Below are 21,093 nucleotides of genomic sequence, written 5' to 3' on the forward strand. Positions count from 1 at the left end.
GGCGCCTCCCCCTTGAGGGGGCGCGCCCGGCGGCCTTGCAGAGCCAGTTCCGCGGGGGCCCTGGCCTCGGCCGTGCCGGTTTCGTGCGACGCGCGTGGCGCCATGGAAAACCGCCATCGAGGGGCGCCTGCGGAAGGCCATGAGGCGCCCGTGGGGCCGACCCCGGCAGCGCCTCACGGCTGGGACGACGCCCCGCGCAACCAGTCCTTCAACGTCCGTATCCCGAGGCGCCGGAACGCCCGGTACTGGTAAGTGCGCACGGTGGTGAGCCTGACGCCCAAGGCATGCGCCACTTCCTTCGCGGTGCGGCCCGCCATCAGGTGGGTCATCACCTCGCGCTCGCGCAAGGTGAGCGACAGCAGTCTCGACTGCATCGGATGGGTGTCCACCGGGTGCGGCGAAGCGCGGCCGACCAGGCCACGGCTGTGCGCGGCGGTCGCTTCGGCCAGCAGGGCGCCGTAGGTCGCGATGGCGTCGAAGTCCTCGGCGCCGAATTCCGGCAGCGCCAGACCGCGGTAGAAGCTCACGGCTGCACGCTGCCCGCCCGGCAGCAGCAGCAGCACCGAGGCGCGCTCGCGGATGCCGACATCGCCGTAGCAGGCGGCGCGGTAGGCCGGGTCCGCGACTTCCTCGGCGCGCTGGTGGCTCAGCCAGAGCTGCGGCGTCTTCGGCAGCGGCCGCGCCGACAGCCACACCATGTTCGGGTCGAGCAGGTCGAAGCGGTTCTCGATGTAGCTGCCGGCGGTCTGCAGGGCGGCATCGCCGTAGTTGCTGGCGGTCGAGACGGTCACGACGCGGCCGGTGGCGCCGAGCGCGAACACGGTGCAGAAGGTCAGCGGCAGCCGCCGCTGCATGGCGGCGAGAAAGCCGTCGGCCAGGTGCGGCGTGCCGATGCCGGCGACGATGCCGACGACCACGCAAGCGTCGAGCGGCGTGGAGGCGGGAGAGATGCGGCGGCGCTTCATGCAAGGGAAAACACGTCGTACGAAGTTACGACACACAAGCGCCTGGGGCATCGGGAGAATCCCTCCACCATGACGCTCGAACCCCCGCTGCATCCGATCCACGGCCTGCATCACTTCGCCTGGCGCTGCCGCGATGCCGAGGAGACCCGGCACTTCTACGAAGACATCCTCGGCCTGCCGCTGACGCATGTGATCAAGAAGGACACGGTGCCCTCGACCGGCGAACATTGCCCCTACGTCCACATCTTCTTCCGCATGGCCGACGGTTCGCACATCGCCTTCTTCGACCTGGGCGACGACACCGCCGCCGAGCCTTCGCCCAACACGCCGGCCTGGGTCAACCACATCGCGCTGCGGGTCGACTCCGACGGCGCGCTGCAGGACATGAAGGCACGGATCGAGGCGCACGGCGTGCCGGTGCTCGGCGTGACCGACCACGACGGCTACATCCACTCGATCTACTTCATGGACCCGAACGGCTTGCGCGTCGAACTCACCACCGAGCTCGCGACCGCGCCGATGATCGCGGGCTTCCGGCGCGGCGCGCATGCCGAGCTGGCGACCTGGATGGCGCAACGCCGGGCGGTCCATGTCTGAGCCGCAACTCGTTGCCATCGACGTGCAGCCGGGCGTCACGATGGAAAGCCAGTCGGGCCTGCAGGCGATGCGCCCGCGCATCTTCGGCGCGCTGATGCGGCCGAAGGGCGAGGGCAGCGGCACCGCCGCCATCGTCATGCACCCGACCAGCAACTTCATGGGCCACTACCTGCTCGGGCCGCTGGCCGCGCGCGGCATCGCCTGCCTGGGGCTGAACTCGCGCTACGCCGGCAACGACACCATGCTGCTGATGGAAACGGTGCTGCAGGACCTGGGCGCCGGCGTGAAGTGGCTGCGAGCCCAGGGCTTCCGTCGCGTCGTGCTGGTCGGCAACTCGGGCGGCGCGGCGCTGGCGGCCTTCTACCAGTCGCAGGCCGAGTCGCTCACCGCGACGCACTTCGTCGACGGCCTGCCGACGCACCTGTCGCCGATCGACCTGCCGCCGGTCGACGCGCTGATGCTGTCGGCCGCGCACCTGGGGCGTTCGCGCCTGCTGGCCGAATGGCTGGACCCCTCGGTCATCGCCGAGGACGATCCGCTCGGCACCGACCCGCGCTTCGACCTCTACGCCGGCAGCGAGCCGGTGCCTTTCGGCGCCGACTTCGTGGCCCGCTTCCGCGCGGCGCAGGTGCAGCGCCGTGACCGCATCGAGGCGTGGGTGTGGGCGCGGCTGCGCATGCTGCGCGCCACGGCCGGCGCGCCGCCGGACCAGACCTTCCTGGTCTACCGCACCCACAGCGACCCGCGCTTCCTCGACACCACGCTCGATGCCAATGACCGGCCGGTGGGTTCGATCTGGGGCGACGCGCGCACCGTCAACTACGCGGCCAATGCGATGGGGCGCTTCAACACGCTGCGCTCCTGGCTGTCGCAGTGGTCGTCCGGCTCGCAGGCCGACGGCCCGGCCTGCCTGGCGCGCACGTCCGTGCCGGTGTTGCTGATGACGCACACCGCCGACGGCTCGACCTTCCCGAGCACTGCCGCGTTGTGGCGCGCGGCGGCCGGCGATCGGCTGACCGAAGAACGTGTCGTCGGGGGCAACCATTACCTGGCCGGCCAGCCCGCGCTGGTCGCGCAGTCGGCCGACGCGATGCAGGCCTGGTTGGCCCGCGTACTGCACTGAATGCCTGCCATGACGATGACCGCTGCTCCTTCCGTCCCTTCCGCCACCGCCGGCAGCGCTGCTTCCGGCCCGGTGCCACCGCCCCGCGGCGACGCGCTGCCGCCGACCGTCGGCGCCTTTCACTACACCCGCTTCGCCCCCTTCACACCGCCGCTCGATGCCGGCCGCGAGCCCGGCCGGCACCCGGTGGTCATCGCCGGCGGCGGGCCGGTCGGCATGGCGCTGGCGCTGGGCCTGGCGCAACACGGCGTGCGCAGCGTGATCCTCGAAGCCGACGACACCGTCTGCGTCGGCAGCCGTGCGGCCTGCATCTCGCGCCGCAGCCTGGAGATCGTCGAGCGCCTCGGCGCGTTGCCGGCCTTTCTGGCCAAGGGTTTGCCGTGGACCGGCGGGCGCAGCTTCTACAAGACCGAGGAGGTGTTCCGGTTCGAGATGCCGCACGACGGCATGCAGAAGCTGCCGCCGATGATCAATCTCGAGCAGTACTACATCGAGCAGTACCTGCTGGATGCGATCGAGCGGTGCAACGCGCTGACACCGGGTCTGATCGACATCCGCTGGGGCACCGAGCTGCGCGCGCTGGCGCAGCACGACGAGGGCGTGACGCTCGACGTGTGCCATGCCGAGGGCGGCTACACGCTCGACGCCGCATGGCTGGCGGCCTGCGACGGCGGCCAGAGCTTCGTGCGCAAGGCGCTCGGGCTGCCACTGGAAGGCACCGCCTACGAAGGCCGCTACGTCATCATCGACATCGAGCTGCACAGCAGCCATCCGACCGAACGCCGCGCCTGGTTCGACCCGCCGTGGAACCCCGGCTCCACCGTGCTGATGCACCGGCAGCCCGACGACATCTGGCGCATCGACTACCAGCTGCGCGCCGGCCAGAGCACCGAAGCGGCCCTGCAGCCGGCGGCGGTGGCGGAATTCGTGCAGCGCCACCTCGATGCCATCGGCGAGGGCCACCTGCCCTGGCACACCGTCTGGACCTCGGTCTACCGTGCCGGCGCGATGACGCTCGCGAGCTACCGGCACGGCCGTATCCTGTTCGCCGGCAATGCCGCGCATGCGATGCCGATCTTCGGCGTGCGCGGCCTCAACTCCGGCTTCGACGACGCAGACAACCTGGCCTGGAAGCTGGCCTTCGTGGCGCGCGGCGACGCCGACGCCCGCCTGCTCGACAGCTATTCGCAGGAGCGCATCGCCGCCTTCCACGTCAACGCCGAGAACGCGATGCGCAGCACCGAGTTCATGTCGCCGCCGTCGCGCGGCTTCGACCTGCTGCGCGAAGCCGCACTGTCGCTCGCGGGGCGGCACCGCGGCATCGCCCACCTCATCAACCCGCGGCAGACCCAGGCGGTGCGCTACGACGACTCGCCGCTGTCGACCCCGAGCGATGCGTTGCCATGCGGGCCGCAACCCGGCGAAGCGATGCCCGACCTGCCGCTCGGCCCGACGCAGCACCTGAGCGACCTGCTGCAGGCGCCGGCTTTCCATCTGCTGGTGCTGGACGATGCGCCCGCGCCGCTCGACCTCGACGCCCCGTGGCTCGTGCAGCACTTGTTGCGGCGCGAAACGCATGGCGCGGCCTTTGCGGCCCTCGGGGCCGACACGCCTGAAGGTGCGGTCTACCTGCTGCGACCCGACGGCCATGTGGCGGCACGCTGGCACGGCCGGCCGGCGCCGGCGGCCTTGCGCCGGGCGCTCGCACGGGCCGGTGCGCTGCAGGCTTCGAACGAGACGCTGGAGCCCGCATGACGACACCCCTCGCCCCAGAAGCGCGCGACCGCCTGTACGCCGCGTGCGCCAACGCCATCACCGAAGCCGGCGAGTCGCGCGAGTCGCTGTTCCTCGCGCGGCTCGCGCTGCTGCTGTTCGAGCAGGTCGGCGACGAGGCGCGCTGCCGGCAGGCGCTGGCCGACGCGCTCGACGATCTCCCGCTGCCATCCCTGTCCGCCTCACCATCCACAACACCGGAGACAAGCACTTGAACCCCCAACGACGAACCCTCCTTGCCGGCCTGGCCGCTAGCGGCGCCGCCAGCCTCGCACCCTGGGCCCGGGCCCAGGGCTATCCGGAACAGACGATCAGGTGGGTGGTGCCGTACCCCGCGGGCGGCGGCACCGACGTGATCGCGCGCACCCTGTCGGAGGCGATGCGGCCGGGCCTCGGCCAGGCCATCGTCATCGACAACCGCCCCGGCGCGTCGACCAACATCGGTGCCGACCTGGTCGCCAAGAGCAAGCCCGACGGCTACACCATCATGTCGGCCGACAACGCGGTGCTGGCCTTCAACGAGTTCCTGTTCGGCAAGCTGCCCTTCAGTCCGGAGAAGGACTTCAGCTACGTCGGCGCGATCGGCAAGTTCCCGATGGCGCTGGTAGTGCATCCCGACTTTCCCGCCAAGGACTTCAAGGCCTTCCTCGCGTATGCGAAGGCGAACCCGGGCAAGCTGAACTACGCTTCGCCGGGCAACGGCTCGCCGCATCACCTGGCGATGGAGATGTTCAAGAACCGCACCGGCACCTTCATCACCCACATCCCGTACCGCGGCGCCGCGCCCGCGATGGCCGACGTGATGGGCGGTCAGGTGCCGTGCATGTTCCTCGACCTGGCCTCGGGCCTGTCGATCATGCAGGGCAACAAGGTCCGGGTGCTGGCCATCGGCTCGGCGCAGCGCAGCAAGCTGCTGCCCAGCGTACCGACGCTGGCCGAGGTGGGCGTGCCCAACACCGAGGTCTTCGCCTTCCAGGGTGTGCTCGGCCCGGCCGGCCTGCCAGCGCCGGTGGTCGCCAAGCTGAACGCGGAACTCAACAGGGCGTTCACCCTGCCGGCGGTGCAGAAGCGCTTCAACGACTTCGGCATGGAGGCGATGCCCGGCACCCCCGAGCAGTTCGCCGCCCTGTCACGCGCCGAAGCGCAGCGCTGGGGGCCGATCATCAAGGAGCAAGGCATTCGGCTGGACTGACCAGGCGCCGCCTCCGCCCCACGGACGGGCTCGGCGCGAAGCCGTGCGCGCCGAGGTCGATCTACTGAGGCCGCGAGGAACTCAAGTGCAGCGCTTTCACCACCAGCGAGAAGGCGGGCGAGGGCTGGCGCTTGCTGGGGTAGTACAGGTGGTAGCCGGCGAACTTGGGGCACCAGTCCTGCAACACGCGCACGAGCCGGCCCGATTCGATGTGCGACATCAGCTCGTCTTCCGGCAGCAGTGAGATTCCCATCCCGGCCAGCGCGGCGTCCACCTGTGGCGGGGCGGTGTTGAAGATCAGCGGGCCGTCCACGCGCACGTTGACCTTGCGGCCGCGCTTCTCGAAGTCCCAGACGTACAACCCGCCCGACGTCGGCATGCGCTGGTTGATGCATTGATGCCTGGTGAGGTCGGCAGGCGTCTTGGGGATGGGGTGGACCGCGAAGTACTCGGGTGAGGCCACCACCGCCATCTGCAGCGGCGGTCCGATGGGCACGGCGATCATGTCGTTGTCGATCGTGTTTCCCATGCGAACGCCGGCGTCGAAACGGTCGGCCACGATGTCGCGAAAGCTGTAGTTCATGTCGAACTCCAGCTTGATGTCCGGGTACTCGCGCAGCAGCGGCATGAGCTTGGGCAGCAGCACGGTGTGCATCACGTGGTCGCCGCAGGTGATGCGCACGGTACCGGCCGGCTTGTCGCGCAACGCCGTCAACGCATCGAGCTCGGCTTCGATCTCGTCGAAGCGGTGACCGATGGCCTTCATGAGTCGCTCGCCGGCCGACGTCGGTGCCACGCTGCGCGTGGTCCGCGTCAGCAGGCGGATCTGCAGCCCTTCTTCCAGGCCCCGAATCGCCTGGCTGAGCGCCGACTGGGTCACGCCCAGCGTGCCTGCGGCCTTGGTGAAGCTGCCTTCGCGGGCCACCGTCACGAAAGCCAGCAGGTCGTTGAGGTTGCGTCGTGGCATGTCGGATTCCGTGACACCTGAACTGATTAGTACTGCTAATAAATGTATTAAGCATTCATTAACTAGTCAACCTGCACAGCACTCGGCAAACTTCTCCGACGGTTGTGGCAAGCACGATGGACAGGGCAACGAATGCCTTCCCTGCGGCCGCTCTTTCAAGGAATCGACCATGAACAACACAGCAGACACCTCCCTCGCCGCAGACCAGGTCGGCGGCGCTTCCGATCGACGCGAATTTCTGAAGAGGGCCGGCACTGGCGTCGCTGCTGCGAGCATGCTGTCAACGACAGGTGGCACGGCCTTCGCGGCCGCTCCGCGGAAGGACACCAGCCTCGCCAACGGCGCCGACAACTTCTACACGAGCGACAAGGTCACCGTGCAGAAGGTCAGCTTCAAGAACCAGTACCAGATGAACGTCGCCGGGAACCTCTTCGTTCCCAAGGCGCTGGACCGGAAGAAGCGTACCCCGGCAATCGTCGTGGGTCACCCCATGGGGGCGGTGAAGGAGCAGAGTGCCAACCTCTATGCCACCAAGATGGCCGAACAGGGATTCGTGACCTTGTCCGTCGACCTCGCTTTCTGGGGAGGCAGTGCGGGCCAGCCGCGCAATGCCGTTTCACCGGACATGTATGCCGAAACGTTCAGCGCGGCGGTCGACTATCTTGGCAGTCAGGCGTTTGTCGACAGGCAGCAGATCGGGGCTCTGGGGATCTGCGGGAGCGGCGGGTTCGTCGTCAGTGCCGCGAAGATCGACCCGCGCATGAAGGCCATCGCGACGGTCAGCATGTACGACATGGGCGCTGTGAACCGCGACGCGCTCCATCATTCGCTGACGCTGGAGCAACGCAAGCAGCTCATCGCAGCGGCGGCCGCGCAGCGCGATGTGGAATTTGCCGGAGGGGCGCTCCAGTACACCAGCGGCACGGTGCATGCGCTGACACCGGACACGGACCCGATCCAGCGAGAGTTCTATGACTTCTATCGCACACCGAGGGGCGAGTACACCCCCTCGGGCGGCTCGGCGCGAACCACGACCCACCCGACATTGACCGGCAACGTCAAGTTCATGAACTTCTACCCGTTCAACGACATCGAGACGATCTCGCCACGCCCGATGCTGTTCATCACGGGCGACCAGGCGCATTCCAGGGAGTTCAGCGAAGACGCCTACCAGCGGGCCGCCGAACCGAAGGAGCTGTACATCGTCCCAGGCGCCGGCCATGTCGATCTTTACGACCGCGTGACCCTGATCCCGTTCGACAAGCTGACGTCGTTCTTCGGCAAGCACCTCGGCAGGCCGAGCGTCTGATGACAGCGCAGGCCATTGGCGCGCCCGCAGGCAGCGCTTTCCTTGAACACCAGGGCGAAGCGCGACCCGCCCATTGGGGCGGCGTCTTCGCGATGACGCTGTGCGTCTTGGCGCTGATCGCTTGGGAGTTCCTGCCCGTCAGCCTGCTGACGCCGATGGCGACCGATCTCCGGGTCACCGAAGGCATGGCCGGGCAGGGCATTGCCATCTCCGGCGCCTTCGCGGTACTCACGAGTCTGTCCATCTCGGCCGTCGCCGTCAGGATCAACCGCAAGACGCTGTTGCTCTCTCTCACGGCAATGATGTGCCTCTCCGGGGCCATCGTTGCGCTGGCGCCCAACTACCTGACGTACATGGCAGGCCGGGCGCTGATCGGCGTCGTCGTCGGTGGCTTCTGGTCCATGTCGGCGGCCACGGCCATGCAGCTCGTCCCGCCTGCCAAGGTGCCGCGCGCCCTGGCGATCTTCAATGGCGGCAATGCGCTGGCCACGGTCGTGGCGGCACCGTTGGGCAGCTACCTCGCTTCGATCGTCGGCTGGCGCGGCGCCTTCTTCTGCCTGGTGCCGGTCGCGGCGATCGCGTTCGTCTGGCAGTGGTTCAGTCTGCCGGCCATGCGGGCCCGGCCGCGCGCGCCGGGTTCCGGCAACGTCTTTCGACTCTTCAGGAGCAGGTTGGTGACCCTCGGCATGCTGGCAGTGGGCGTCTTTTTCATGGGGCAGTTCGCTTTCTTCACCTATCTCCGGCCATTTCTGGAGGCGGTCACGCGGGTCGACGTGTCGACGTTGTCGCTCATCCTGCTGACGCTGGGTGTCGCGGGTTTCCTCGGCACCACGGTCATTGGCCGGTTCCTGAAGAGGGGCTTCTACGGCACGCTGACGATCATCCCCCTGATGATGGGCGCGATCGCGCTGATGCTCATCGCCCTTGGCACGTCGGTAGCCGCCACGACGGTGCTGCTGGGCGTCTGGGGCCTGGCGGCCACCGCCGCACCGGTGGGCTGGTGGACATGGATTGCACGGACCCTCCCGCAGGACGCGGAGGCCGGGGGCGGGCTCATGGTGGCCGTGGTGCAGCTCTCCATCGCGCTGGGCTCCACGGTCGGTGGCGTGCTGTTCGACACGAGCGGCTATCGGAGCATCTTTGCATTCAGCGCAGGGCTGCTGGTGGTCGGTGCGCTCCTGGTTCTGTCGACTGCGCGCGCGGACCACGCTGAAGCATGTGGTGAGAAGTCGATCCCGGCTTCTCTCGTGGTCGCTGCTGCGGATGCCGGTGCAGCGCCCATCAAACCGAAGGAGTCACGCATGTGGATGACCGTTGGCGAACGTCGCTTCGCCGTTACCCTGGCCGACAACGCTGCTGCCAATGCGTTCGCCGCACGGCTGCCGCTGACGCTCGACATGGCCGAACTCAACGGCAACGAAAAGCACGCCGACTTGCCGAAGCCGCTGCCAGCGAACGCAACTCGACCGGGAACCATCCGCAATGGCGACCTGATGCTGTACGGCACAAAGACCGTGGTGGTCTTCTATTCGACATTCGACTCTTCCTATTCGTACACGTACCTCGGCCGGGTGGATGACCCTGCGGGCCTGGCCCAGGCGCTCGGGCGACGCGGCGCGCGGGTCGAGTTCTCCAACCCATAGAACGCCCAGGTTCCCTGCAAGGCGATTCCTCGTTGGCCGCGTGATGACACATCTTGTGAAGCGAACGCCCATGACTGAATCTTCAGAGCACACCCCATCACTTCAGTTCGCGCAAAGGAAAACACCATGACAGTCAAAGCCTATGGCGCTCGAGCGAGCGACCGACCCCTCGAATCCATGGACATCGCACGTCGCGTGCCGGGCGCGCACGACGTGCAGATCGCCGTGGCCTATTGCGGCGTGTGCCATTCGGATATCCATCAGGTGCGTTCCGAATGGGCCGGCACGCTGTATCCCTGCGTGCCGGGGCACGAGATCGTGGGCCGCGTAGCGACCGTGGGGGCGCATGTGTCGGGTTTCAAGCCAGGCGATCTGGTCGGCGTCGGTTGCATCGTCGACAGCTGCAAGCATTGCGAGGACTGCGACGCCGGGCTCGAAAACTATTGCGACCAGATGGTCGGTACCTACAACGGCCCGACGCCGGATGCACCGGGCCACACGCTGGGCGGCTATTCTCAGCAGATCGTGGTACACGAGCGCTACGTGCTGCGCATCCGCCACCCCGAGGCGCAACTGGCGGCTGTGGCGCCGCTGCTGTGCGCGGGCATCACCACGTACTCGCCGCTGCGCCACTGGAAGGTGAAGCCCGGTCACAAGGTGGGCGTGGTCGGCATTGGGGGGCTCGGTCACATGGGCATCAAGCTCGCGCATGCGATGGGCGCGCACGTTGTGGCACTCACCACGTCCGAATCCAAGCGCGAAGCGGCATTGGCCCTGGGCGCGAATGAGGTCGTGGTCTCGCGCCATGCCGAGGAAATGGCGGCCCATGCCAAGAGCTTCGATTTCATTCTCAACACCGTGGCCGCGCCGCACGACCTCGATCCGTTCATCAGCCTGCTCAAGCGCGACGGCACGATGGCCCTTGTGGGTGCGCCCGCCACGCCGCATCCGTCGCCGCAGGTGTTCGGCCTGATCATGAAGCGTCGCACCCTGGCCGGCTCGATGATCGGTGGCATTCCAGAGACACAGGAGATGCTGGATTTCTGCGCCGAGCGCGGCATCGTGGCGGACATCGAGATGATCCGCGCCGATGAGATCAACGAAGCCTACGAACGCATGCTCAAGGGCAACGTGAAGTACCGCTTCGTGATCGACAGTGCCTCGCTGGCCACGTAGCACGGCCGGGTCACCCTGGGAGCGCCCTCGCGATGCCGGTGAACGCCGACATCCGCGCCATCGAGACTGTTGCGCACGCAAGACGTGCGGACTGCCGTGGAGGATCGAGCCTGTCTCGCCGACGGCTATTGCCTCGCCGTTCGCCTCTTCGGCATGGCGTTGCCGCTCACGCCGCGGATGGCGTCCGCGAACGCGGTCAGGATCGCCGGCCTTTCCATGCCGTCCCGCCGGAAGAAAAGGCCGAACGACGGAAGAACGACCTGCGGCAGGACCCTGAGCCGCTGCACGCCGCCCCGGGCGACTTCGTCCACGGCATGCTCCAGCCGCACCGCGCACAGCAGTGACGGATCCTTGCGAAGCACGGTGCCGATCGTCACCGACGACATGGCCTCGATGACGGGCACGGGCGGCGTCACGCCGCTGTTCAGGAAGGCCGTCATGAACGCCTGCCTGACCAGCGTTTCCTTGGGCGGAACCACCCACTGCGCGTCCCGCAGATCGGCCCATTTCAAGCGTCGGGCGTTGACGCTTCTGTTGGCAGTGGAAGCGAGCACGCACAGCTCGTCCTTCAGCAGCACGACGGGCTCGAGCAGGGGGATCATGTCGCTGGCGATCAGCTCCGGGGTGATGGCGCCGAAGACGCAGTCGAGTTCCCCCTTGAGCAGGCGATGGATGAGCGCATGGACGCGACCTTCCAGCAACTGCACAGCCGCACCCGGCATGCGCTGTCGCAGCGCGACGATGGCTGCCGGGACGGTGGCGGTGACCGACGGCGCGCCGACGCGCAAGATCGCGGTCACGCCGCTGTGCATGGCATCGACGTCTTCGGTGGCGCGCGCCAGCTCATTGAGCGCTGCGCGTGCCCGGAAGGCGGCGCTCGACCCCAGCGCATTCGCCTGGATCCCCTGATGGCTGCGTTCGAAGAGCCTGGCCCCGAAGCAGCGTTCGATCTCGCCCAGCATCTTGCTGATCGCGGGCTGGCTCAGATGCAGCCGTGTCGCCGCGTCGCGCATCGTGGCGGTCTCTGAAAGAACGACCAGCAGTTCGAGATGTCTCAGGCGCAGCGTGCGGACGAGGCGGGCGGTTTTCGTGTCCATTCCAGATCCCTCGGGATATATCGAATCGTGATCACTCCCTCACGATTATCGAATTTTCAAGAATCGGGGAAGGCGATAACGTCGTCTCCAATGAACTTCAAGACACCAGAGACATCCGGGCCCGCCGCCCCGTTGAGCAACGTGCGCGTGATCGACATGGGGCAATACATCGCCGGGCCGGGCGCGGCCATGGTCCTGGCCGAGCTGGGCGCGCAGGTGATCAAGATCGAACCGCTCGCGGGCGACCAGGCCCGGCACATCGGCCGCTATGGCGAGTCGATGATCCGCGCCTACAGCCGCGGCAAGCAGTCCATCGCGCTCGACCTGAAGAGCGATGCGGGACGGGAGATCGCGTGGCGCCTCATTGGGGGCTGCGATGTCGTGATCCAGAACCTGCGCCCTGGCGCCGTGGAGGCATTGGGCCTGGGGGCATCCGCGGTGCGCGAGCGCTTTCCCAAGGTCGTCTACCTGTCGATCTCGGGGTTCGGCGACCTGGGCCCGTCGCGCGAGCGGCCCGGTTACGACATCGCGGCACAGGCAGAGAGTGGCTTGATGTCCGTGACGGGCGAGCCGGACCGGCTCCCGCAGAAGGTGGGCGTGCCGATCATCGATGCGGCCGCTGCGCACCTGGGTGCCCAGGCGGTGCTGGCGGCGCTCTATGGCCGCGCGCAGACCGGTGTCGGCGAGACGCTGCGGACATCGCTGCTCGAGGTGGCCATGCATCTGCAGGCCACCACCTGGTGCGACTACCTGGGCGGTGCGCCCGAGCCCACGCGCATCGGTGACGGACAGCCGAACAACGCGCCCGCCGCGGAGGTGGTGCCCACGCGTGACGGGCACATCGTTCTGTCCGCCTATGCAGACGAGCACTGGGCGCGCTTCTGCCGCGTCATGGGGCGAGAGTCGCTCGCGACGGACCCTCGATTCGCCACGAACGCGCTGCGGGTGCGGCATCGTGCCGAGCTGCGCATCGTCCTGCGTGAATGCCTCTCGTCCTTCACCAGCGAGGAATGCGTCGCGCTGCTGAGCCGCAACCAGATCGTCGTGGGCTTCGTCCGCAGTTACCGACAGGTGCTGCAGAGCGCGGACGTCCAGGCGAGCGGAATCCTGGTCGATGCCCTTGGTGCAGACGGCCGACGCTACCCGTCCCTGGGCTTGCCCTATCGGCTGGGCGAAGCGCCCCGCGCCACGCCCGGCGCCGCACCGGCGTGCGGGGCCGACACCGATCGGGTGCTGGGCGAGATCGGGCTCTCGGCGGACGAGATCGGCGAACTTCGCCGCCACGGTGTCGTGGCGTGAGGCCGGAGCAGAACGCCATGAATACCCAGGTGACTTCGACCGTGCCCGACTGCGACGACGTGGTGGTGCAGACGCTGCCGCTGTTCGAGATGATGCGGATGCGCGCGGCGACGACCGCACGCCGCCACCCGGCGCTGGGGTTCGCGGCGCCGAATCCGGACGCCACCGTGCGGTGGGTCAACCAGTTCACCCACACGTACCGTCGCCTCGGCCCGGACGACAGGGAGGTCGTCAGCCCGAACAACGACACGGTCTACAGCAACGCCTGGCTGGACCTGTCGGACGGGCCGGTCGTCATCGAAACCCCCGAGATGGGCGATCGCTACTGGACCCTGGGGCTGCTGGATGCCTGGACGAATCCCTTCGCCTACGTGGGCCGCCGAACGACGGGCAACAGGCCCCAGCGAACCCTCGTGCATGGGCCCGCCTGGCATGGTGCCGTGCCGCCGGACATCACGCTGACGATCGCCGCGCCGGGCGACGACGTGTGGCTGATCGGCCGCCATCTCGTGGAAGACGATGGCGACGATGCCGCCCGCGGGCGAGAGACACAGTCCGCGATGCGGCTCGTCCGGCTGGACGGCAGCGATGCGGCGATGCGCGTGGACACATGGGTCGACGGCCGCGATGCCGGCACCCCGGCGCCGGATCTGTACCTGTCCATCGTGGGTGCCGCACTGGCGCGCAATCCGCCGCACCCGGGCGAACGCCTGGCGTGGCCTCCCGCGGCGGGCGACTTGGCGATGTCACTGCCGGCCGTCTACGAACGACTGCGCACCGCCAACCAGCCGCACGATCTGGGCGGCGGCTGGGCAATCCCGGTCATGGTCAGAACGCACTGGGGCGACGACTACGCGACGCGCGCCCGCATCGCGCGCAACTTCATCGGCGCGCTGGGTGTCGAGGAGGCGATGTATCCCACGGCGGAGGTGGACGCGCACGGCGCGCCGCTCGACGGATCGCTGCGCTACGAGTTGCGCTTCGCGCCGGGGCAAGGGCTGAAGGTGGGCGCCTTCTGGTCGCTCACGATGTACCGCCGCAGCGACTGCCTTTTCGTGGCCAACCCGATCCACCGGTACTCGATCGGCGACCGCACATCGGGCCTGCACCACGACGCCGACGGCAGCCTGGCCATCCGGCTCCAGGCCGACGACCCGGGGCCGGGCGTCAACTGGCTTCCGGCGCCGACGGACGAACTGTTCTATGTCGTGCTGCGCCTCTATCAACCGCATGCCGACCACCTGGAGTTGCGCTTCGACTATCCCCCGATCCAGCCGATCTGAAACAAGAACACCCACGGAGACAAGCCACCATGACCATGAACCGCAGACATCTTCTTGGAGCCACCGCAGCCGGTCTGGCGCTGCCCTGGAGCGCCGCCAGCATCGCGCAATCCTGGCCGGCACGGCCGATCCGCATGGTCTCGCCCTACGGTGCGGGCGGCTCGAACGACATCCTCACCCGCGTGCTCGGCGACTTCCTCGGCCGCAAGCTCGGCCAGAGCGTCGTGGTCGAGAACAAGGCCGGCGCCGGGACGCGCATTGCCAACGAGTACGTGGCCAAGGCGCCCGCGGACGGCTACACGCTGCTCCACGCGGCCGCACCGATCGCCATCGGGGAGGCGCTGTACAAGGACTTGCCTTACGACGTGCACAAGAGCTTCGCCGCGATCGCCGGCACCGCCATCGCGCCCCTGTTCCTGATCGTCAATGCCGACGCCCCCTACAGGTCGCTGGCGGAGTTCATCAACTACGCGAAGGCCAACCCCAAGGGCGCCACCTTCGGCTCGCCGGGGGCCGGCTCCGCCCCGCATCTGACGGCAGAACTGCTGTTGCGTGCCGCGGGCGTGAAGGGCGTCGTGGTGCAGTACCGTGGCGACGCGCCGGCCTATACCGACCTTCTCGGCGGACGGATCGATGCCACCTTGACCGCCATCTCGACCGCGATCCCGCACATCCAGGCCGGCAAGTTGCGGGTGCTGGGCGTCGCGACGGAGGATCGCACGCCGCTCTACCCGGACGCGCCGACCCTCCGGGAGCAGGGACTGGCGTCCGTCGTGGGCTATGGGTGGTACGGCATGCTCGCGCCGGCCGGAACGCCAGCCGCTGTCGTCGAGCGACTGAATGCGGAAATCAATGCCGCAGTCGCCGACGCGGATGTCCGTCGCAAGGCCGAGGCCGCAGGGCTGCAATTGCGTAGTGGCAGCGCGGCCGAGTTCAGCGCGTTCATCGCCAGCGAGACGCGCAAGTGGGCCCAGATCATCAAGGCCGCGAACATCACGGCCGACTAGCGAGCGCCACGGCTTGCGCAGGGCAGCGTGAGTCGCCACCAGAACAAGACTCACGTCAGTCGATCAGAACCGGCGGCCGGCGGATTTTCACCGTGCCGTGGTCGGTGTCCGCGCCCATGCCGTAGAGGCCGGGGCTGCCGCCGTTCCGGTGGTGTTCGGATCGACCGTGGTGCCGTGGTGCGCGGCGAAGGCCTCCAGCTCTTCCAGCGTGTCGCAGCGCAGGCACCAGCCGACGAAGCGGTCGCCGTCGCGCGTCTGGCGCTCCATGAAGACGGCGAGCGGCTGGCCCCGGTTCGAACCCGACGGCACGCTGGTGGTGGGCGGGCCGCGATACGACACGGTGCACGCTGCCACCGGCGATCACTGCAGCGCGCGAGGCCGAAGAGCCTGGCCAGGGCGGAACGTCAGCCGCGGCCCGTTCAGTCGAACACGGGTGACCGCTTCTCGATGAAGGCGCGGACGGCTTCGCGATGATCTGCCGTCGTGTGCGCGATGGCCTGGTAGCTTGCGGAGAGCTCCAGCAGTGATTCGAGCGAACTGCGTTCGCCCTCGCGCAGGAGACGTTTGGTCATGCGCAGCACGGCGCCCGGATTCGCGGCGATCCGCGCCGCGAGCCTGAGGCTTTCGTGCATGAGCGCGTCGTGTGCGACCACGCGCGACACCAGACCGCGGGCGAGTGCTTCCTGGGCCGTGAGCGCGTCGCCCGTGAAAGCCATCTCGCAGGCGCGCGACATGCCGACCGCCCGCGGCAACAGCCAGGCACCACCGTCGCCCGGGACAATGCCCACCTTCACGAAGCTCTCCGCGAACGTCGCTTTTTCCGAGGCGATCCGCACGTCGCACATGCAGGCGAGGTCGAGGCCGGCGCCGATGGCCGGCCCGTTGACGGCGCAGATCACGGGTACATCGAGGTTGTAGAGCGCTTTCGGCAGGCGCTGAATGCCGTTGCGGTACTCCTCGCGGATCGCTTCTGTCGTGATGGCATCGCGCTCGTAGCGCTGCATGTCCTTCACGTTGCCGCCTGAGCTGAAGACCGGCCCGGCACCGGTCAGCACCACAACGCGGATGCTGCGGTCGTGCGTGACTTCGGCGCAGATCCGCACGAACTCGTCGACGGCCGTATTGCCGGTCAGCGCGTTGCGCGTTTCGGGTTGGTTCATCGTCAGGACGAGGATCGAGTCCTGGCGCTCGGTTTGCAGAAACGTCATGCGTGTTCTTTCGTGGGGGTGAGGGCCACGTCGGTGGTGGCGCGGAGCAGGTCGAGCGTGAGGTGGCCCGCGTGTGCGAGGAGGGCGGAACCGAGCACGTCCTGCCAATAGCCTTCGGAGCCGGCCGTCTGCCGCCAGGCATGCAGCCGCCGGGTGAACATCTGCAGGTCGAACTCGGCGGTGAAGCCGATGGCGCCATGGATGGCGTGACTCAGGGCCGCCACCGCCAGCGCAGCTTCGCCGGTTCGCGCCTTGGCGATGGCCACCCGAAGGCGATCCGGCGCCGGGCCGCTGCAACCGAGCTGCGCCGCCATCCGCGCCGCGCAGACATGCTCGGCCATCACGCTGAGCTGGTGCTGAATTGCCTGGAACTTGCCAATCGGCCGGCCGAACTGCTGTCGCTCGTTCGCGAAGGCGAGGGTCCGTGTGAACACCTCACCCAGGGCGCCGGCGAGCTGGACGGCTGTCAGGCAGGCTTGCCACGTGCGGATGTCGGTGGCGATGCGCACCGTCATGGCGGCTCGCTGCGCCTGCGCAGACCAGGTCATGGAGGCATCGAGTTTGCCGACGGCCTCACCACAGGTCGCCGCGTCGGCTGGAAGCAGTAAGGCGTCGGTGCCGCCTGTGTCAACGAGCACCCATGCCGCGGTCCTGCCGCAGCTCACGGCGTCGCAGATCCATCCGCCGTCGGCGAGTCGCCGCGCCGTGGCCAATGCGATGCTGCCGCTGGGCCGAGGCAAGCCGGCGCGTGCGAGCAGCGCGCGTGCAAGCATCGTCTCCGCGAGCGGGAACGGGACGATGAAGATGCCGCAGAGTTCCAGCAGGGCGAAGGCGTCCGCCAGCCCGAGGCCGGCTCCGCCCTCGGCCTCCGGCACGAGCACGTCGCTGAAGCCGGAATCTTCAATCGCCTGCCATAGGGGCTCGGCGGGTCGCCCGGCCTCGATGTCGCGCACCACGTCGAGGCCGCAATGGTCGGCCAGTATGCCGCGCAGGGTGTCGGTGTAGATGTCTTCCATGTCTTTCCTGTCGATCGTTCGGCGTCGGCGGTTCAGCGCAGCCCAAGGCCGCGAGCGATCATCCCGCGCAGGATGTCTCGTGTGCCGCCGCGAAGCGAGAACGAAGGTGCGACCTGCGTCACGTAGTCGAGGGTGCGCAGGAGTTCCAGTGGCACCGTGCCGGCTTCTCGTGTGTACAGGTCGTCGGCGATCGCCGCAGGAATGAACTGCTCGACCTCGGTGCCCAGGTCTTTGGTCAGTGCGGCCTCGACGATTGGGCTGCCGCCCTGAGCCACCTTTTCGGTGACCGCCAGCGACATGGCGCGCAAGGGGGCCAGCCTCGAGATGATTTGCCCGGCCAGCCGTATCGCGCCTGGCGTGCGGCCCGCCTCGGTCTTCACGAACGCCCGCCATTCGTCGAAGAGCACGATACTGGAGAACAGGCGCTCCGGCCCGCTGCGCTCGAAGGCGAGTTCGGCCGTTACCTGTTCCCATCCCTTGCCTTCACCGCCGATGAGTGCGTCCGGCGCGAGGGCGACGTTGTCGAAGAACACCTCGCAGAAATGCGAGTCCCCCGAGAGGTCGGCGATCGGGCGCACTGTCACCCCCGGCAGCCGCATGTCCACGATCAGCTGCGACAGGCCCTGGTGGCGGTTCTCCGACGTGCCGGAGGTGCGCACCAGCGCGATCATGTAGTTGCAGTGGTGCGCATTGGTCGTCCAGATCTTCTGTCCGTTGAGCGTCCAGCCTTCGGGCGTCCGCTCGGCACGGGTGCGCACGCTCGCCAGATCCGATCCCGCGTTGGGCTCGCTCATGCCGATGCAGAAGAAAGACTCGCCACGGCAGAGTGGCGGCAGGTAGAAGCGCTTCTGTGCTTCGGTGCCGTACTTGAGGATGAGCGGGCCGCTCTGGCGGTCCGCGATCCAGTGCGAGCCCACCGGGGCGCCGAAGTTGAGGAACTCTTCCACCAGCACATAGCGCGCGAATGCACTGCGCCCACCGCCGCCGTACTCGGTGGGCAGTGTGATTCCTAGCCAGCCGCGTCGGCCGAGCTCGCGGCTGAAGTCGCCGTCGTAGCCTGACCATGATTTAGCGCGCACGTGTGCGGGGATTCGGGCCATGGCGTCGGTCAGAAAGGCGCGCACCTCATGGCGCAGCGCCTCGTCCTCCGGCGGAATCGCCGTCATCGATAGCGAGGTCAGGGCGTTCATGCCACCACTCCTTGTTTCTTCAGTTCGGCCAGGCGCTCGGACGACAGGCTCAACAGTTCGGCCAGGACGCTCTCCGTGTCCTGCCCGAGCAGCGGCGGTGCGTGCCGGTAGCTCACCGGCGTCTTCGACAGCCGGATGGGGCTGGCCACCAGCGGGATGCCGCTACCGACTGCGTGGGTCATCCGGATCTGCGTGCCGCGGGCCAGAACCTGCGGGTCCTGGAACACCTCGGAGATCGTGTTGATCGGCCCGCAGGGAACGCCGTACGGCTCGAAGAGGGCGATCCACTCGGCGGTCGGACGCGTGGCCGTCAGCGCCCGCATCAGGTCGATCAGTTCGGACCTGTGCGCGATGCGATCGGCGTTCCGCTGGAACCGGGGATCCTCGGACCATGCCGTGCGGTCCACTGCGCGGCAGAAGCTTGCGAACTGGCGGTCGTTGCCGATGGCCAGGATCATGTGGCCGTCCCGCGTCGGAAAGTCCTGGTAGGGAACCGTGTTCGGATGGGCATTGCCCATCCGCTTGGGCGCCCCGCCATACAGGTGGTTCATGCCCTGGTTGGCCAGGCAAGCGACCTGCACATCCAGCAGTGCCAGGTCGATGTGCTGGCCGACGCCCGTCAGGTCGCGCGCGCGCAAGGCGGCGAGGATGGCCGTGCTGGCATAGAGGCCGGTCAGGATGTCGGTCAGCGCGACGCCCACCTTCATCGGGCCGGCGCCTGCTTCGCCATCCGGCCGGCCGGTGATGCTCATCAGGCCGCCCATGCCTTGCATGAGGAAGTCATAGCCGGCGCGCTCGGCGTACGGGCCCGTCTGCCCGAAGCCGGTGACGGAGCAGTAGACCAGCCGCGGGTTGATCGCCAGCAGCGACTCGGCATCCAGGCCGTACTGCGCGAGGCCGCCGACCTTGAAGTTCTCGATCAAAACGTCGCAACGCAGTGCCATGTCGCGCAGCAGCGCCTGGCCTGCCGGCGTGGTGAAGTCGATCGCCACCGATTTCTTGTTGCGGTTGGCGCACAGGTAGTAGGCCGAGTCGCGCGTGTCCGCACCCTCCGGGGTCTTGAGGAATGGCGGGCCCCAGAGCCGGGTGTCGTCGCCCAGGCCGGGCCGCTCGACCTTGATCACCTCCGCGCCGAGGTCGCCAAGGGTCTGACTGGCCCAGGGGCCGGCCAGCACGCGCGACAGGTCGAGCACCCGCAGATGCGCGAGCGCGCCGACGGCGGGCACTTCCGCCCCCTGCGGGGATACCGCCTCACTGTTGTTCGACATGGGCCTTCGCCGCGATGCGTTTCCACAACTGGATCTCGGTGGCCTGGAACGCCCGCATCTCCTCCGGGCCTCCGCGCATCACCTCCGCGCCGATGCGTTCGTAGAACTCACGTGTCTCGGGCAGCGTCTCGATCCGGGTAAGCAGCGCGGCGAGCTTGTCCGCCTCGGGTTTCGGCGTTTTCGCCGAGACCATCGCGCCGACCCAGGTGTAGGCCGTGAAGCCGGGGAGCCCCGCCTCCGACGCGGTCGGTACATCGGGCAGGGCAGCAGTGCGCTTGTCCGCAGCCACGGCGAGCGCCTGCACCTTGCCGGATTTGGCGAGCTCCTGCACGCTGGTGATTTCGGCGAACGCCATGTGGACCGTGCCGGCGACGACCGCGAGCACCGCTTCGCCCGCGCCCTTGAACGGCACATGCGTGGTCTGCACCCGCGCGGCATCGCTGAAAAGCTCCGACATCAGCTGGTAACCCGCCGAGCCGGCCCCGTAGTTGAGTGTGCCGGGCTTGGCTCTGGCACCGGAGATCAACTCGGGGAGGGTCTTGAACGCCGAGTCCCCGGGCACGATCAGGAGGGCCGGCGAGCGCATCATCATCGTGAGCGGTGTGAACTCGGTCACCGGGTCGTAGGGCAGCGACTTGAAGAGCGCCACATTGACCGCGAGCGTGGAATTGCTTCCGACGAAGACGGTGTAGCCGTCCGCAGGCGCCGACAGCACCGACTTGACGGCGATGAAGCCGTTGCCGCCGGGCTTGTTGTCCACGACCACCGGCTGGCCGGTGAGCTCGCTGAGCTTGCGCCCGAAATAGCGCGCCGAGGTGTCCGTGCCGCTGCCCGGCGGGAAGGGGACGACGAACCGGATCGGTCTGGATGGGAAGTCCTGCGCCGACGCGGGCGTGACGGCGGTCAGCATAAGGGCGGACAAGGTCGCCGCGAGGACGGGGAGGGCGGATTGGAAGCGGGGAAAGGTCATGGTTTGCAAC

At 68.1% G+C, this 21,093-nt stretch carries 20 protein-coding genes and 1 pseudogene; 12 read left to right on the plus strand and 9 right to left on the minus strand.

Annotated features, from left to right (window positions below):
• Positions 1-173: 173 nt before the first annotated feature.
• Positions 174-965 (minus strand): helix-turn-helix transcriptional regulator, encoded by a 792-nt coding sequence (locus tag N8A90_RS18660; protein WP_262076512.1) that lies wholly within the window; start codon positions 963-965, stop codon positions 174-176.
• Between the two features lie 69 nt (positions 966-1,034).
• On the opposite strand from N8A90_RS18660, the gene N8A90_RS18665 reads away from it, so the two are divergent.
• From N8A90_RS18665 to N8A90_RS18685, 5 genes are read left to right on the plus strand one after another with little or no spacing between them, the layout of a single operon-like run.
• Positions 1,035-1,562, plus strand: coding sequence for a VOC family protein (locus tag N8A90_RS18665; protein ID WP_262076513.1), 528 nt, complete (start codon positions 1,035-1,037; stop codon positions 1,560-1,562).
• Positions 1,555-2,685 (plus strand): alpha/beta hydrolase family protein, encoded by a 1,131-nt coding sequence (locus N8A90_RS18670; protein ID WP_262076514.1) that lies wholly within the window; start codon positions 1,555-1,557, stop codon positions 2,683-2,685. Before N8A90_RS18665 ends, N8A90_RS18670 begins: the two co-directional genes overlap by 8 nt.
• 15 nt (positions 2,686-2,700) lie before the next feature.
• A complete protein-coding gene (locus tag N8A90_RS18675; protein WP_262076515.1) occupies positions 2,701-4,440 on the plus strand; it encodes an FAD-dependent monooxygenase in 1,740 nt (579 codons plus the stop codon).
• Complete coding sequence (locus tag N8A90_RS18680) at positions 4,437-4,673, plus strand: hypothetical protein (protein WP_262076516.1); 237 nt, start codon at positions 4,437-4,439, stop codon at positions 4,671-4,673. The genes N8A90_RS18675 and N8A90_RS18680 overlap by 4 nt, the downstream gene beginning before the upstream one ends.
• A complete protein-coding gene (locus N8A90_RS18685) occupies positions 4,670-5,650 on the plus strand; it encodes a Bug family tripartite tricarboxylate transporter substrate binding protein (protein ID WP_262076517.1) in 981 nt (326 codons plus the stop codon). Before N8A90_RS18680 ends, N8A90_RS18685 begins: the two co-directional genes overlap by 4 nt.
• 61 nt (positions 5,651-5,711) lie before the next feature.
• On the opposite strand, the gene N8A90_RS18690 is transcribed toward N8A90_RS18685, so the two are convergent.
• Positions 5,712-6,617 carry a LysR family transcriptional regulator gene (locus tag N8A90_RS18690; protein WP_262076518.1) on the minus strand — a complete coding sequence of 302 codons (906 nt, stop codon included), beginning with the start codon at positions 6,615-6,617 and terminating at the stop codon, positions 5,712-5,714.
• Between the two features lie 274 nt (positions 6,618-6,891).
• On the opposite strand from N8A90_RS18690, the gene N8A90_RS18695 reads away from it, so the two are divergent.
• The 4 genes and pseudogenes from N8A90_RS18695 (at position 6,892) to N8A90_RS18710 (ending at position 10,745) form a co-directional block, all read left to right on the plus strand.
• Positions 6,892-7,926 carry an alpha/beta hydrolase gene (locus tag N8A90_RS18695; protein ID WP_262076598.1) on the plus strand — a complete coding sequence of 345 codons (1,035 nt, stop codon included), beginning with the start codon at positions 6,892-6,894 and terminating at the stop codon, positions 7,924-7,926.
• A 92-nt stretch (positions 7,927-8,018) separates the two neighbouring features.
• A pseudogene (locus N8A90_RS18700) lies at positions 8,019-9,137 on the plus strand (MFS transporter); the annotation flags it as partial.
• A 96-nt stretch (positions 9,138-9,233) separates the two neighbouring features.
• Positions 9,234-9,569 (plus strand): cyclophilin-like fold protein, encoded by a 336-nt coding sequence (locus N8A90_RS18705; RefSeq protein WP_262076600.1) that lies wholly within the window; start codon positions 9,234-9,236, stop codon positions 9,567-9,569.
• 126 nt (positions 9,570-9,695) lie between these two features.
• Positions 9,696-10,745, plus strand: coding sequence for an NAD(P)-dependent alcohol dehydrogenase (locus N8A90_RS18710; protein WP_262076519.1), 1,050 nt, complete (start codon positions 9,696-9,698; stop codon positions 10,743-10,745).
• A gap of 125 nt (positions 10,746-10,870) precedes the next feature.
• On the opposite strand, the gene N8A90_RS18715 is transcribed toward N8A90_RS18710, so the two are convergent.
• The gene (locus tag N8A90_RS18715; RefSeq protein ID WP_262076520.1) at positions 10,871-11,842 is read right to left on the minus strand and encodes a LysR family transcriptional regulator; all 972 of its coding nucleotides are present in this window, start codon (positions 11,840-11,842) and stop codon (positions 10,871-10,873) included.
• A 90-nt stretch (positions 11,843-11,932) separates the two neighbouring features.
• Between N8A90_RS18715 and N8A90_RS18720 the strand changes: the two genes are divergently transcribed.
• The 3 genes from N8A90_RS18720 to N8A90_RS18730 are packed head-to-tail and all read left to right on the plus strand — an operon-like array spanning position 11,933 to position 15,431.
• Positions 11,933-13,141, plus strand: coding sequence for a CaiB/BaiF CoA transferase family protein (locus tag N8A90_RS18720; protein ID WP_262076521.1), 1,209 nt, complete (start codon positions 11,933-11,935; stop codon positions 13,139-13,141).
• Positions 13,142-13,158: 17 nt separating this feature from the next.
• Complete coding sequence (locus N8A90_RS18725; RefSeq protein WP_262076522.1) at positions 13,159-14,424, plus strand: DUF1254 domain-containing protein; 1,266 nt, start codon at positions 13,159-13,161, stop codon at positions 14,422-14,424.
• A 29-nt stretch (positions 14,425-14,453) separates the two neighbouring features.
• Positions 14,454-15,431: a Bug family tripartite tricarboxylate transporter substrate binding protein gene (locus N8A90_RS18730; protein ID WP_262076523.1), complete on the plus strand. Its 978-nt coding sequence runs from the start codon at positions 14,454-14,456 to the stop codon at positions 15,429-15,431.
• An 87-nt stretch (positions 15,432-15,518) separates the two neighbouring features.
• On the opposite strand, the gene N8A90_RS18735 is transcribed toward N8A90_RS18730, so the two are convergent.
• From N8A90_RS18735 to N8A90_RS18760, 6 genes are all read right to left on the minus strand, one after another.
• Positions 15,519-15,785, minus strand: coding sequence for a hypothetical protein (locus N8A90_RS18735; protein ID WP_262076524.1), 267 nt, complete (start codon positions 15,783-15,785; stop codon positions 15,519-15,521).
• A gap of 65 nt (positions 15,786-15,850) precedes the next feature.
• Positions 15,851-16,639 carry a crotonase/enoyl-CoA hydratase family protein gene (locus N8A90_RS18740; RefSeq protein WP_262076525.1) on the minus strand — a complete coding sequence of 263 codons (789 nt, stop codon included), beginning with the start codon at positions 16,637-16,639 and terminating at the stop codon, positions 15,851-15,853.
• The gene (locus N8A90_RS18745) at positions 16,636-17,655 is read right to left on the minus strand and encodes an acyl-CoA dehydrogenase (RefSeq protein ID WP_262076527.1); all 1,020 of its coding nucleotides are present in this window, start codon (positions 17,653-17,655) and stop codon (positions 16,636-16,638) included. The genes N8A90_RS18740 and N8A90_RS18745 overlap by 4 nt, the downstream gene beginning before the upstream one ends.
• 32 nt (positions 17,656-17,687) lie before the next feature.
• Positions 17,688-18,845 carry an acyl-CoA dehydrogenase family protein gene (locus tag N8A90_RS18750; protein WP_262076529.1) on the minus strand — a complete coding sequence of 386 codons (1,158 nt, stop codon included), beginning with the start codon at positions 18,843-18,845 and terminating at the stop codon, positions 17,688-17,690.
• Positions 18,842-20,113 carry a CaiB/BaiF CoA transferase family protein gene (locus tag N8A90_RS18755; protein ID WP_262076530.1) on the minus strand — a complete coding sequence of 424 codons (1,272 nt, stop codon included), beginning with the start codon at positions 20,111-20,113 and terminating at the stop codon, positions 18,842-18,844. Before N8A90_RS18755 ends, N8A90_RS18750 begins: the two co-directional genes overlap by 4 nt.
• Positions 20,097-21,083, minus strand: a complete 987-nt coding sequence (locus tag N8A90_RS18760; protein ID WP_410087705.1) for a Bug family tripartite tricarboxylate transporter substrate binding protein — start codon at positions 21,081-21,083, stop codon at positions 20,097-20,099. Before N8A90_RS18760 ends, N8A90_RS18755 begins: the two co-directional genes overlap by 17 nt.
• Positions 21,084-21,093: the final 10 nt, after the last annotated feature.

This window comes from Variovorax sp. N23 (assembly GCF_025486315.1).
GTDB lineage: Bacteria > Pseudomonadota > Gammaproteobacteria > Burkholderiales > Burkholderiaceae_C > Variovorax.

Excerpts from the sequence above, each read along its gene's own strand:
- N8A90_RS18660 (WP_262076512.1), bottom strand. The coding sequence starts at position 965 with ATGAAGCGCCGCCGCATCTCTCCCGCCTCCACGCCGCTCGACGCTTGC.
- N8A90_RS18665 (WP_262076513.1), top strand. The coding sequence starts at position 1,035 with ATGACGCTCGAACCCCCGCTGCATCCGATCCACGGCCTGCATCACTTC.
- N8A90_RS18670 (WP_262076514.1), top strand. The coding sequence starts at position 1,555 with ATGTCTGAGCCGCAACTCGTTGCCATCGACGTGCAGCCGGGCGTCACG.
- N8A90_RS18675 (WP_262076515.1), top strand. The coding sequence starts at position 2,701 with ATGACCGCTGCTCCTTCCGTCCCTTCCGCCACCGCCGGCAGCGCTGCT.
- N8A90_RS18680 (WP_262076516.1), top strand. The coding sequence starts at position 4,437 with ATGACGACACCCCTCGCCCCAGAAGCGCGCGACCGCCTGTACGCCGCG.
- N8A90_RS18690 (WP_262076518.1), bottom strand. The coding sequence starts at position 6,617 with ATGCCACGACGCAACCTCAACGACCTGCTGGCTTTCGTGACGGTGGCC.
- N8A90_RS18695 (WP_262076598.1), top strand. The coding sequence starts at position 6,892 with ATGCTGTCAACGACAGGTGGCACGGCCTTCGCGGCCGCTCCGCGGAAG.
- N8A90_RS18705 (WP_262076600.1), top strand. The coding sequence starts at position 9,234 with ATGACCGTTGGCGAACGTCGCTTCGCCGTTACCCTGGCCGACAACGCT.
- N8A90_RS18710 (WP_262076519.1), top strand. The coding sequence starts at position 9,696 with ATGACAGTCAAAGCCTATGGCGCTCGAGCGAGCGACCGACCCCTCGAA.
- N8A90_RS18715 (WP_262076520.1), bottom strand. The coding sequence starts at position 11,842 with ATGGACACGAAAACCGCCCGCCTCGTCCGCACGCTGCGCCTGAGACAT.
- N8A90_RS18720 (WP_262076521.1), top strand. The coding sequence starts at position 11,933 with ATGAACTTCAAGACACCAGAGACATCCGGGCCCGCCGCCCCGTTGAGC.
- N8A90_RS18725 (WP_262076522.1), top strand. The coding sequence starts at position 13,159 with ATGAATACCCAGGTGACTTCGACCGTGCCCGACTGCGACGACGTGGTG.
- N8A90_RS18730 (WP_262076523.1), top strand. The coding sequence starts at position 14,454 with ATGACCATGAACCGCAGACATCTTCTTGGAGCCACCGCAGCCGGTCTG.
- N8A90_RS18740 (WP_262076525.1), bottom strand. The coding sequence starts at position 16,639 with ATGACGTTTCTGCAAACCGAGCGCCAGGACTCGATCCTCGTCCTGACG.
- N8A90_RS18745 (WP_262076527.1), bottom strand. The coding sequence starts at position 17,655 with ATGGAAGACATCTACACCGACACCCTGCGCGGCATACTGGCCGACCAT.
- N8A90_RS18750 (WP_262076529.1), bottom strand. The coding sequence starts at position 18,845 with ATGAACGCCCTGACCTCGCTATCGATGACGGCGATTCCGCCGGAGGAC.
- N8A90_RS18755 (WP_262076530.1), bottom strand. The coding sequence starts at position 20,113 with ATGTCGAACAACAGTGAGGCGGTATCCCCGCAGGGGGCGGAAGTGCCC.
- N8A90_RS18760 (WP_410087705.1), bottom strand. The coding sequence starts at position 21,083 with ATGACCTTTCCCCGCTTCCAATCCGCCCTCCCCGTCCTCGCGGCGACC.